Source organism: Azospirillum himalayense (assembly GCF_042657465.1).
Classification (GTDB): Bacteria; Pseudomonadota; Alphaproteobacteria; order Azospirillales; family Azospirillaceae; genus Azospirillum; species Azospirillum himalayense.
This window is the reverse complement of the sequence record NZ_JBHSLC010000064.1, coordinates 1-12,246: the sequence shown is the minus strand read 5'-3', so window position 1 is coordinate 12,246 and position 12,246 is coordinate 1. Positions and strand designations below refer to the sequence as shown.

The 12,246-nt window shown below is 67.3% G+C and carries 8 protein-coding genes; 4 read left to right on the top strand and 4 right to left on the bottom strand.

The annotated features are described in order from the left end of the window. Nucleotides 1-369: 369 nt before the first annotated feature. From dsrO to ACFPMG_RS23725, 3 genes are read left to right on the top strand one after another with little or no spacing between them, the layout of a single operon-like run. Nucleotides 370-1,122, top strand: coding sequence for a sulfate reduction electron transfer complex DsrMKJOP subunit DsrO (dsrO, locus tag ACFPMG_RS23735; RefSeq protein ID WP_376997689.1), 753 nt, complete (start codon nt 370-372; stop codon nt 1,120-1,122). Continuing rightward, nucleotides 1,122-2,252, top strand: a complete 1,131-nt coding sequence (gene nrfD, locus ACFPMG_RS23730) for an NrfD/PsrC family molybdoenzyme membrane anchor subunit (RefSeq protein ID WP_376997688.1) — start codon at nt 1,122-1,124, stop codon at nt 2,250-2,252. Before dsrO ends, nrfD begins: the two co-directional genes overlap by 1 nt. A 14-nt stretch (nt 2,253-2,266) precedes the next feature. Beyond that, nucleotides 2,267-5,371, top strand: coding sequence for a molybdopterin dinucleotide binding domain-containing protein (locus ACFPMG_RS23725; RefSeq protein ID WP_376997687.1), 3,105 nt, complete (start codon nt 2,267-2,269; stop codon nt 5,369-5,371). 84 nt (nt 5,372-5,455) lie between these two features. Here the strand turns inward: ACFPMG_RS23725 and ACFPMG_RS23720 are convergent, their stop codons facing one another. Then, nucleotides 5,456-7,183 (bottom strand): adenylate/guanylate cyclase domain-containing protein, encoded by a 1,728-nt coding sequence (locus ACFPMG_RS23720; RefSeq protein ID WP_376997686.1) that lies wholly within the window; start codon nt 7,181-7,183, stop codon nt 5,456-5,458. Nucleotides 7,184-7,325: 142 nt separating this feature from the next. On the opposite strand from ACFPMG_RS23720, the gene ACFPMG_RS23715 reads away from it, so the two are divergent. Next, a complete protein-coding gene (locus ACFPMG_RS23715) occupies nt 7,326-8,024 on the top strand; it encodes a Crp/Fnr family transcriptional regulator (RefSeq protein WP_376997685.1) in 699 nt (232 codons plus the stop codon). A gap of 9 nt (nt 8,025-8,033) precedes the next feature. On the opposite strand, the gene ACFPMG_RS23710 is transcribed toward ACFPMG_RS23715, so the two are convergent. The 3 genes from ACFPMG_RS23710 to ACFPMG_RS23700 all read right to left on the bottom strand — a co-directional run. After that, nucleotides 8,034-8,612 (bottom strand): YceI family protein, encoded by a 579-nt coding sequence (locus tag ACFPMG_RS23710; protein ID WP_376997684.1) that lies wholly within the window; start codon nt 8,610-8,612, stop codon nt 8,034-8,036. 45 nt (nt 8,613-8,657) lie between these two features. Continuing rightward, nucleotides 8,658-9,512: a hypothetical protein gene (locus ACFPMG_RS23705; protein WP_376997683.1), complete on the bottom strand. Its 855-nt coding sequence runs from the start codon at nt 9,510-9,512 to the stop codon at nt 8,658-8,660. Between the two features lie 487 nt (nt 9,513-9,999). Beyond that, the coding region (locus tag ACFPMG_RS23700; protein WP_376997682.1) for an nSTAND3 domain-containing NTPase at nt 10,000-12,246 on the bottom strand (2,247 nt) is incomplete at its 5' end.

Here is a 12,246-nt window from a genome sequence, read left to right as displayed (position 1 = left end):
TCCGAGCCCCGCATCGCCCCCTCGCTGGCTGCATTCTCCACGACCGTAGAGAATCACGACAGGCCGGCAGGCAACAGACCTTTTTCCGCGTCCTGTTAGGGTGAGGGGGTTGCGCTTGTGCCGGACGTATCGCCACGCACATCCCCCTCACCGGCCCTCCGGGCCACCCTCTCCCCAGAGGGGAGAGGGCTATGAAGGTCAAACGCGATTGTCTTGACCGACCAGCCCCTGCGGCACGTCGTCACTGGGGTTTACCCTAAGAAGTGTAGGGATGCCCCCAATGGGAGTGGGGGCAGGGGGGCGATACCCTTCGCACCGTAGGGTCGCGGTTCGTCGCGGCCTAAGGATTCAGGTGCGAAGAGGCCAGCCATGGACCGATCAAGGCGCAACTTCTGCCTCGGCGCGGGCGCCGCGACCATAGGCGCCGCGACGGTGGGAGCGATGCCCGCCGCCGCCGCGCCCAGCGGTGCGTCGCTCCGCCGGGAGGGCGACCCGGCGCACCGTTGGGCGATGGTGGTGGACGCGCGCAAATGCGTGGGCTGCCAAGCCTGCACAGTCGCCTGCATCATGGAGAACGATGTCCCGGAGAACAGCTTCCGCACCATCGTCTCCACCTACGAGGTGACGGAGCAGGGCAAGGCCGGCAGCTACATGCTGCCGCGCCTGTGCAACCATTGCGAGGACCCGCCCTGCATCCCCGTCTGTCCGACCGGCGCGACCTTCCAGCGCCGGGACGGCATCGTCGTTGTGGACAACACCGTCTGCGTCGGCTGCGCCTATTGCGTCCAGGCCTGCCCCTACGACGCGCGCTTCATCAACCACGAAACCCAGACCGCCGACAAATGCACCTTCTGCGTCCACCGCGTGGAGGCCGGGCTGCTGCCCGCCTGCGTGGAGACCTGCGTCGGCGGGGCCCGCATCTTCGGTGACCTGAACGACCCGGACAGCGCCGTCGCCACCCTGGTCCGCGAGGAGAACCCCAAGGTGCTGAAGCCGGAGCAGGGGACCCAGCCGCGCGTCTTCTACCTCGGCCTCGATCCCCGCTTCCAAGGGAAGGTCGACGGCACGCCGACGCTCTGGCGGCCCAGCAGCAAGACCCACGCCCGAAAGGAGCACGCGTGATGGACAACCACATCGTCGAGGTCATCAACGTGACCCGCGAGGTCGCGTGGCTTCCCTGGGCCGTGCAGTATTTCTTCCTGATCGGCCTGTCGGTCGGCGGCATGCTGCTCAGCCTGCCCGGCTACGCCTTCGCCCGGGAGAACTGGCGCGCGCTTGGCCGCACCGCCCTGCTGGTGGCGCTGACCTGCGGGCTGGCCGCCCCGGTGGCGCTGCTGTCGGACCTCCACCAGCCCGGCCGCTTCTGGCACTTCTACGTCGTGCTGCGTCCGACGTCGTGGATGTGGTGGGGGTCGATCTTCATCCCCCTCTATGTCACGGGACTGCTGGTCTATGGCTGGGTCTGCTTCCGCGAGGAGTTGCAGGCGCATGGCCGGGTGGACAGCCGCCTCGCCGCGCTCTACCGGCTGACGTCGCTGGGCGGCGGGCGCAACGACGCGCTGATCCGCGCCGCCGGCCTGTTCGCCCTGGCCGGCGCGCTGCTGGTCGCCCTCTACACCGGGGCGGAGGTCGCGGTGGTCAAGGCGCGCCCGCTGTGGCACACGCCCTTCCTGCCCGTGCAGTTCCTGATGACCGCGCTGGCCGGCGGCGCCGGTCTGGTGCTGGTGCTGAACCGCTTCGCCGCCGGCAACGACCGCGCGGTGGAGGTGCAAGCGAACCGGCTGCTCGCCGGCTTCCTGGGCGGGGTCATGCTGATCGGCGGGCTGTGGCTGGCGCTGGGCCTGTTCAGGCTGGACGCCACGCACGCGGAGGCGCTGGGCAGCGTCGCCGGGTCGGAGGCGTGGCGCGTCACCGCCATCTGGGCTGTCGCCGCCACCGCGCTGCCCTTCGCCATCGCCGTCGCCAAGCCCGCCGGGACGGGGCTGGTGACCGGACTGATCGCCCTGCACGGCGCCTGGATGTTCCGCTGGACCGTGTTCATCGGCGGCCAGACCGTGCCGAAGACCGGCGCCGGCTTCTACGACTACGCGCTGGCCGCCGGTCCGGAGGGGCTGCTGGGGATCGTCGGAACCGCCGGACTCTGGCTGTTCCTGCTGATCGCCCTCACCGCCATCCTGCCTTCCCCGCGCCGCCCGGCGCCCGGTCCGGCCCGCGCCCCCCAGGCGCCCGCCGGAACCGTGGCCGCCGAGTGAACGGAGCAACCATCATGTCGATTTCCCGTCGTCTCCTCCTGAAGACCAGCGCCGCGGGCGGCGCGCTCGCCGCCTTCGCGGGCGGCTTCTCCGACACCGGGCGCAAGCTCGTGAAGGGCGCCTGGGCCGGGGACAAGCCCGACCACGCCATCTCCGGCAACGCCCCGGCCCCGGAATTCCGCGTCGACCCGGCGACCGGCGACCTCACCCCGACGCCGGGCCAGATCGTCGCCAACGTCGCCTGCCTCGGCTGCACCACCCTGTGCGGCGTCCGCGTCCGGGTGGATGTGGAGAAGAACACGGTGCTGCGCGTCGCCGGCAACCCCTACAGCCCGCTGTCCACCGATCCCTTCCTGCCCTACGGCACGCCGATCAGGGAAAGCTTCAAATCCCTGTCGCGGCTGGACGAGAAGGGACTGAAGGGCCGCTCGACCGCCTGCGGCCGGGGCAACGCGGCGCTGGAGATGCTGACCTCGCCCTTCCGCGTCGCCACGCCGATGAAGCGGGTCGGCCCGCGCGGCTCCGGCCGCTGGGAGCCCATCGCCTTCGACCGGCTGGTCGAGGAGATCGCCGAGGGCGGCGACCTGTTCGGCGAAGGTCCCGTGCCCGGCCTGCGGGCGCTGCGCGACCTGAAGACGCCCATCGACCCGGCGGCTCCGGAGTTGGGGCCGAAGGTCAATCAGGTGGCCCTGCTGTCGTCGGTCAACGACGGGCGGGAGCCCTTCGTACGGCGCTTCTTCAATCAGGCGCTGGGGACGATCAACTTCGTCGGCCATGGCTCCTATTGCGGCGGCGCCTACCGCTCCGGCTCCGGGGCGGTGTTCGGCGACGCCAAGAAGATGCCTCACGCCAAGCCGGACCTGCAGAACGCCGAGTTCGTGCTGTTCATCGGCACCGCCCCGTCCAACGCCGGCAACCCGTTCAAGCGGCAGGCCATGCTGCTCGCCAAGGGGCGGACGGACGGCGTTCTGAACTACGTCGTCGTCGACCCGGTGCTGACCAACGCCGACAACCGCGCGGCGGCGGAGCGCTCCGATTGGATTCCCATCCGGCCCGGCACCGACGGCGCCCTGGTCATGGGCATGATGCGCTGGATGTTCGAGAACGGGCGCATCGACGCCACCTATCTCTCCCAGCCCAACGGCAAGGCGGCGGAGGCCGCGGGCGAGGCCGGCTGGTGCAACGCCACCCATCTGGTGATCCAGCAGGCGGGCCACCCGCGCGACGGGCGGATGCTGCGCGCCTCCGACCTCGGCTGGGCGACGCTGGATGACAAGGAGCGCTACGGCGCCAAGGACGCCTTCGTCGTGCTCGACCCCGCCGGCACGCCGGTGGCCCACGACTCGCTGACGGGACCGGCCACGCTGTTCCACGGCGGAACGCTGGCGAGCCCGGCGGGCGACGTCGCGGTGAAGACCAGCCTGACCCTGCTGCGCGAGCAGGCGATGAGGCTCGATCTCGGCGGCTACGCCGACGCCTGCGGCATCCCCGCCGACGTCATCGCCGGTCTGGCGCGGGAATTCACCAGCCACGGCAAGAAGGCGGCCGCCAACACCCACGGCGGCATGATGGCCGGCAACGGCTTCTACAACGCCTTCGGCGTGGTGACGCTGAACACGTTGATCGGCAACCTGAACTGGAAGGGCGGCACCATCTTCGGCGGCGGGCGCTTCCCGGACGAGCAGGACGGCCCGCGCTACAAGCTGGCGAGCTTCCCCGGACAGGTGAAGCCCTCCGGCACGGCCATCAGCCGCCCTATCCCGTACGAGAAGTCCAGTGAGTTCAAGGCGAAGAAGGAGGCCGGCAAGCCCTATCCGGCCAAGGCGCCCTGGTACCCCAACGCTCCGCAGCTCACCACCGAGTATCTGACCAGCGGCGTGGTGGACGGCTACCCGTACCCGCTGAAGGCCCTGTTCCTGTGGAACAGCAACCCGGTCTACGGCATCCCCGGCGTGCGCGGCCAGGTGGAGGCGGCGCTGCGCGACCCGAAGGCGCTGCCGCTGATCGTCGCCATCGACCCCTTCATCAACGAATCCACGGCCTTCGCCGACTACATCATCCCCGACACCGTGCTGTACGAGACCTGGGGCTGGGCGTCCCCCTGGGCGGGCGTGCCGACCAAGACCTCGACGGCGCGCTGGCCGGTGGTGACGCCGCGCACGGAACCACTGCCGGACGGCCGCCACGTCCAGATGGAGACGTTCCTGATCGCGCTGGCGAAGCGGCTGGGCCTGCCCGGCTTCGGCCCGGACGCCATCGCCGACATGGACGGGAAGACTTATCCGCTGGAGCGGCCTGAGGACTGGTACCTGCGCGGCGGCGCCAACATCGCGTGGCTGGGCAAGCAGCCGGTGCCCGACATCACGGACGAGGACATCGTCCTGTCCGGCGTCGCCCGCGTCCTGCCGGCGCTCCAGGCGGTGCTGAAGGAGGAGGAGTGGCGCAAGGTCGCCTTCATCCTGGCGCGCGGCGGGCGCTACCAGAACCAGGCGGAGGGCTTCGAGGGCGACAGGGCCACCCACCGCTTCAAGGACGGGCTGCTGGTCTACAACGAGGCCGTCGGCGCGGCGCGGAGCAGCGTCACCGGCAAGCGCTGGACCGGCACCGCCGCCTGGACGCCCCCGGCCTTCGCCGACGGCACGCCGATGCGACAGATCCACACGGCGGAGGACTGGCCCTTCCAGCTCATCAGCTCGAAATCGGTGCTGGTCAGCGCCTACACCATCGCGGCCAGCCGCCTGCGCCACCTGCACCCTGAGAATCCGGTGGGCATCAACGCGGAGGATGCGCGGCGGCTGGGCATCGCCACCGGCGACCGCATCCGCATCGCCACGCCGGGCGGGGCGGAGTTGGCCACCGCCATCGTCCGGCACGGCGTGATGCCCGGCGTGCTCGCCGTCGAGCACGGCTTCGGCCACAAGGAGTTCGGCGCGCGGGCGCACGTCATTGGCGGCCACAGTCAGCCGGTGGTGCCGGAGATCGGGGCGGGGGTGAACATCAACGACCTCGGCCTGCACGACCCGACCCGTCCGGGCGCCTCGGTCTGGGTCGACCCCATCGCCGGAACGGCGGTGCGCCAGGGTCTCCCCGCCAGGCTGGAGCGCGTCGCCGCGGCGTGATCCAGGGATGAGAGGGGAGGGGGAAGAGCGGGGGAGAAAGGAAGAATCCGCTGCTCCCCCGACACCCGCAGCGGTGGCCTCGTCCTAAGCGTCGCCCCAGGGGGGAGAGGGGACGGTGGTTCCACCCTCCAGCAGCGCCCGTAAGTCCTCCTGGCGGCGGACGGTCCGCACCCCGAGCCTGCCGTCGCGCCCCCGGATCGCCACATCCCGGCGTTCCAGACGCTCCAGCCCCTGGAGCCCCGCCAGCTCGGCGGCCGCGTCGGAGAAGACCACGGTGGCGCCCAGCGTCTTGGTCATCTCCTCCAGCCTTGCGGCGACGTTGCCGGTGTCGCCGATGAACTGGAGCGACCCGTCCTCCGAACAGGCCACCGCCCCGACCACGGCGAGGCCGGAATGCACCCCGGCCCCGAAGGCCAGCGGCTGGTCCAGCTCCTCCGCAAGGTCGCGGCTCAGCACCTCGATGTCGCGCCACAGGTCGGCGGTGGCGCGCAGCGCGCTGGCGGCGGCCGCGGTGGGGTCCTCCTCGTTCGCGAACATGCCCATCACCCCGTCGCCGGCGATGGCGATGACGTAGCCGCCGTGCCGCCGGATCGCGTCGGTGACCACCTGGACATAGCGGGTGACGATGAACAGCGCGTCGAAGGGCAGCCGCTCCGCCGCCAGCGAGGTCGATCCCCGCAGATCCACGAACAGCGCGGTGATCGCCAGCTCCCGCCCGCTGTCCATGGGGGCGGTGACGGCGAAGGTGCGCCCGTTGTCGCGCGCGGACAGCAGCGGCGTCACCGACAGCGGCGCCACCGGGCGGAGCTGGCAGGCGAGACGGACGGCGGGCGGGGCCTTCATCCGCTCCAGCACCGCCCGTTCCGTGGCGTTGGGCGGCGGCAGGGCGTCCGCCCCCTCGGTCACCCGGATGCGGCAGGTGGAGCAGCGCCCCCGCCCGCCGCACAGCGCGGTATGCGGGATGCCGTTGGCCCGGCTGGCCTCCAGAACCGAGGTGCCGCGCGGCACGGTGACCGAGCGCCCGCCGGGATAGGCGATGCGCACCGGGCTGGTCGCCCGCGCCCGCCAGTTGCGGTACTGCCGCATTCCCAGCGTGCCGACCAGCAGCAGGACGTAGGTGTTGAAGACGCCGCCGCTGATCGCCGCCAGAGCGGCGCGGTTCTCCGCCTCCGGCGTGCCGGGGGCCGGCGGGCGGAACGGCTCCAGATAGGCGGGATCGGCGGCGGCCCGGCGCTCGGCGTCCCAACCGGCGTTGACGATCCCGGCCAGCGCCAGCAACGGCAGCAGCATGGCGAAGGCGCCGAGCAGCGAGGCGCGGCGCCGGTACCAGGGCTTCGTCATCAGCCAGCCGCGCACCCCGATGCAGCCGTGGATCCACACGATCACCAGCAGCAGGAGCTGGCGCCACAGCAGGGTTTCCGGCGCGGTGATCCAGTAGAGGACGATCGCCCGCGGGTAGGTCAGCGGGTCGTTGTAGAGGTCGTCCGACAGCATCCCGGCCATGCCGTGCGAAATCAGCAGCAGCGGGATGCACAGGCCGAGTCCCAGCTGCCACGCCTCCCCGGCGGGCATGCGCAGGTGGCGGCGCCGGTACAGCGCCCACAGACCCAGCCCGGCGTGGGTGACGAAGGAGCCGGCGAGCAGCGCCTGCCCCGGCGGCGTGTCCCACACCCACAGCAGGGTGCGCCGCGCCACCTCCATCCCCGGAAGCAGCAGTAGCCCGGCGGCGTGGGCGAGGAAATGGGTGATGACGAAGGTGAACAGCGTCAGGCCGGTGAACAGGCGCAACGGGCGTTCGATCCGGCGTTTCATGAACGGTTCCGGGTCATGGACGGGGCCGGGCGGCGGAGGGGACGGTCGTCATGTCGGTGCGGGCTCGGCTTCTGCGTGGCGTCCCTTGGCATCCTATGAGATCATCCCGCGCCATGCCACAGCCCGACACCCATTCCCCTCCATGAGGCGCCGGAGCGAAACGCTGGCCGGGGCGGCGCTGTTCCGCTCCCTGTCCCCCGACGAGCTGCGGGCGCTGGAGGACCGCTGCCTTTGGCGCCGGGTGGAGGCCGGGCAATGGATCATCGATTTCGAGGATGAGGGAACCGACGTCTTCATCGTCGCCGCCGGTCTGGTCCGGGTGACCATCCGCGCGATCTCCGGGCGGACGGTGATCCTGCGCGACATCCCCGCCGGGGAATTCTTCGGGGAGCTGGCGGCCATCGACGGGAAGGCCCGCTCCGCCGGCATCGTCGCCGTGACCAACGCCACGGTCGCCTGCATGCCCGCCCCGCTGTTCCGCGACTGCATCCACCGTCACCCCGACGTCTGCGACCAAGTGATGGTTCTGCTGGCCGGGGAGATCCGGAAGCTTGCCACGCGGGTGAACGAGTTCAACACGCTGGACGTGCGTCACCGCATCTACGCCGAGCTGCTGCGGCTGGCCCGGCCGGACGGGCGGGGGGAGCACAGCGCCACCATCTCCCCGCCGCCGCCCCACGCCGACCTCGCCGCCCGCGTCAGCACCCGGCGCGAGGCGGTCTCGCGGGAGCTGAGCGCGCTGGAGCGCGACGGGCTGCTGGAGAAGCGGCGGGGGGCGCTGGTCCTCTTGGACACCCGCCGCCTGCGGGAGCGGGTCCGGCAGGCGGCGGAGGAGGATTGACGGCGCGCCTTACGCCTTCACCGCCTCGGACTCGATGATGATCTGGATGTCGTCGCCGATGTTCGGCACGCCGTACTTCATGCCGAAGTCGGAGCGCTTGATCGTGCCGCGGGCGGAGAAGCCGACCGTGTCCATCTTGCTGGCCGGGCTGACGCCGTCCTTGTTGAAGGTCACGTCGAGGACCACCGGCTTGGTGACGCCCAGCAGGGTCAGCTCGCCGTGCAGCTTGCCGGTCTTATCGCCGGTCTTCTCGATCTTCGTGCTCTTGAAGGTCAGCTTCGGGAACTCCTTCACGTTGAAGAAGTCCGGCGACTTCAGGTGCTCGTCGCGCTTGGCGTGGTTGGTGTCGATGCTGGCGGTGTCGATGGTCACCGACAGGCTGCTCTTGTCCGCGGCGTCCTTGTCGAAGGCCAGCTCGCCGGCCACCGTGTTGAAGCTGCCCACGGCCTTGGAGAAGCCCAGATGGTCGACGATGAAGACCACCGCGGTGTGGGCCGGGTCGAGCTTGTAGGCGACCGGGGCGGCCTGGGCGGTCATCGGCAGGGCGACGAGGGCGGACAGGGCGGCGGCGGAGAGAAGACGCTTCATGAGTCGGAAGTCCTTTGTCGGATGGAACGGGATGACTGGGGTGGATCAGTAGCCGGACACGTCGGAACCGGCGGAGAGAAGGAAGGCGACGCCCACGGCGGCGACGGCCGGCACCAGGGCGATGGCGGTCAGCGCCACGGTGCCCATGGCCCGTCCCGCGGCGGTGCGCGGCAGGGGCAGGCGGTCGCGCAGCCGGTCGGCGAAGAAGGCCGGCAGGACGAGCAGCAGGGCTTCGGCGTGGGCGGAGGAGAAGAAGGTCAGGGTGGCGGCCAGCAGCACCAGGATGCCCAGCGCCGCCTGACCGGCGTTGCCCCAGGCGTGGCGCTCCACCGGCCAGTTCCACAGCAGCAGGCCGCCGGTGGCCGCGGCCAGCGCGAAGGCGAGCTGGGCGACGGAGGCGGAGGCGCCGACCAGCGCCACCCCGCCCACCGCCACCGCGGCGGCCAGCAGGGCGACTCCGGGCGTCGCCACCCCCTCGCCCTCGCCGGCGGTGCGCGTCAGGGCGATCCAGCCGCCGGCCAGCAGAAGGACGGCGGCGGTGATGGTGTCCAGGCTTCCCGGCAGCACCGGCAGGGCGATCCACAGCAAGGACGCCGTCACCCAGGCGCCGAGCAGCCAAGTGCCGCGGCGGCGGTCGATCCCGGCGAGGTCGGCGCCGACGCCGATGACCAGACCGGCCACCGCGCTCCAGAACAGGCGGCCCATGCTGGAGGGCGGGGGCAGGGCGGGGAGGCCGACGATCAGCGCGTAGGCTGCCAGGAAGGCGGCGGCAACGCCCGCCGCCGCCAACCGGGGCCCCCGCGTGCGCCCGCCGGCGAGACGGACCACGCCGACGGCGGCGACGCCGACCACCAGGGGAAACAGGGCGGTCTGCACCACAAGATCATCGAGCAGAGCCATCGTCGGAACACTCCAAGCCGCAGGAAACGGGACGCGGGGCGGAGCCTGCCGGGATGGAACGGTCAGGCCAGCGCTTCGCGGCGCGGCTGGAGAGTGCCGTCACGGCCCGCTGGCGCCTGTGCGAAAACGCACATCGCGAACGCGGTGTGACCGGGTTTTTTGGGCGTGAACGACGCCGTTGGGGGCGCGCCTCCGTTCAGTTCCTGCGTGCCGTCAGTGTCGGATTGAAGGATGGCTACTACATTTCAAAGGGCTGGGGCTGCTCCCCCGGCCAAGCACTTGTGTGTGTCGGTGCAGCGCCAACAGCGGACATGGCTGGCTCATTGGCAACTCCGTTACGGAATTTCCTCGGATGTCAACCGAGAGATGATCACAGGTGCACGCTGCCGCGCATGCCGTATTGTTGCGATGCTATATTGCCTTGGATTACAAAATATGAAGACAAAATTCCGATCGATGCTGGCCATAATGGCAGTAGTGAAACAGACTAACCCCGCGAGGCGCTGAGATCTTGAAACATCGAACGGATATGATCATCTGACATATTACTCATAGCGCTCCCACGATGCCCACCACTATAACCCTCTTCTTCACCGCGATTAGACTCATCCTCTAGAAGTCGCTCACGTTTAAGTTCAATATTGCGCGCTGGTGACTTACCAAAATACCTTCTCTTCTCAATCAAATTTTTGAGATTTTCCTCAAATTCGTCGAGTTCATTCAGGCTGCCGAAGTTAGACATCTCGCTGTCAATCACGGGGATGAAGCTGTCCAACGCCGCGTGAACAGCATTTTTGGCGATTTCTGGATCCGAGCCGTATGAATAGAGAGCTTCATCAAGGGCTTGAATATCTTCGAATGGCAGCTCCGACGCATACGTCTTGAGCATGTCCGCGGTCGCGACCGTAATGATCTGATGCAGGTAGTCCTGCTTACGCAGTGGAAGAGCATGCATGGTTATATTTTCTAGCGCCCAAGCGGCTTCCCGAACTTGCGTGCCATCAATCCCCTCGTCTTCGATTCGTTTACCTATCTGGAGCGCGACACCGAGGAGCCCATCGGTAGCAAAATGATCGAATATGTTGAGCAAGAGCTCTAAGCGTTCGAGTAGGTCGCCGAGGTCGGAATGCTCCATCCGCTCGACCGCCTTCATCCACAACGCAGCGTCGTCATCGTTTGCTATGGGCTCGGGCTTCTGTCCGATATAGATGAGCCAACACTGATTGAGTTCGCCATAGGTCTCGACATGCGCCACAATGCTTGCGAGCATGCCGTCCTCTATCACAACAGAGAGCAGGAAGTCGCGGACGCCTGGATTGGAGAACCTCACCTTTCGTTCGATGATAGCGACGACGGACCCTTCCAGTTGTTTGAGCGCGGCCGCAAATCTTGCTTGCAGTTGGGCCTCGGGTATGGCTTGCCCAAGCGCCTTCGCAACGCGTTCGAAGCTTGACCGCAGCACTTTGAGCGGTACCGCATCGTTATGTAGCAGAAGGGCAAGCATCAGTGCTCTGCCGTCAGCACTAATGTGGTCGCGATAGGGGCGTTCCCAAAGCTCGTCCGGGTTTGCGAGCACCCTTTCGATTGCAGCTTTCAGGTTCTCTCCCGTGAGTGAAGAATACTCCTCGCTAGTGAGGAGCTCAATCAGGCGCGGGTTGAAGTTTTTATGATCGATAATCTTGATGTAAAAATCACTCTCGAGGATATCCGCAAGCTGGTCATTACTCAAACCTGAAAAATGGAGATGATTATAAAGTATACGGGCGCGCACGGCGCGAGTGTAGGCTCCAACATTCAACACATATCGATTGGATGTCATGCTCCTAGACGCGAGCCTGCGCGATAACAACTCCGCTTGGCTCAAAATATATTCACGGGTTGTTAAGATGAAGCGCAGATCCTTGTTTGCATTCACCCGTTCGAGGAAGGGGGGCAATCTCTGATCAATCCCCCTGACATGGTCTGCGGAGAGTTGAACTTGTCCGAGGAAGTCATCAAAGAATATGAGGCGCTTCTCCCCAGGATTTGACACTTCGAATGCTTCTGCAATATCATCTACAACGAATATTTTCCAGCCCTGGGAAGCGTGCAGCCACACCAGCATTCTACCAAGGGTAGTTTTTCCGACACCGGGATGGCCAGAGATGATAAGGGTGCCCGACGATGATAGGATATTCTCAGCTTCCTTGACGCTGTCATTTTGTACAAATTTCGGTACCATCTTGCGGATGAGGTCCATCTCCGTATCGGTACGGTTATAGATGCCGCTATGAAGCATACGCTCAATAATGGCCGCACTAGATAACCAAAGCTTGAAATGGTTTTTCTCAATTTCAGGATGCTTACTGAGCAAACCGTTGATGTCCTCCAGGCCGATAATATCCGCTACAGTCAGTGGCGCACTCGGCATCGCAGCGATGATTTTGCTTTTGAGGTCTCCTGTCATCGAGACTGAGGTGGCGACGATGTACCGTGAGGGGCTTAGCTTCGCCACCTTCGCATCTTCTGACTTTAACGTGGTGAGAAGCTTACTCTTGCCACTTCGTAGGTAGTGCTTAGCTTGAACGATGAGCGAATGCCTTCCATGGGAGTATCGACAATCGATGCCTCTATCACGGCCTGGGCCGAAGCTCTCTAGCAGGACGCGGAAAAAGGTCTGTTGCCTGCCGGCCTGTCGTGATTCTCTACGGTCGTGGAGAATGCAGCCAGCGAGGGGGCGATGCGGGGCTCGGAC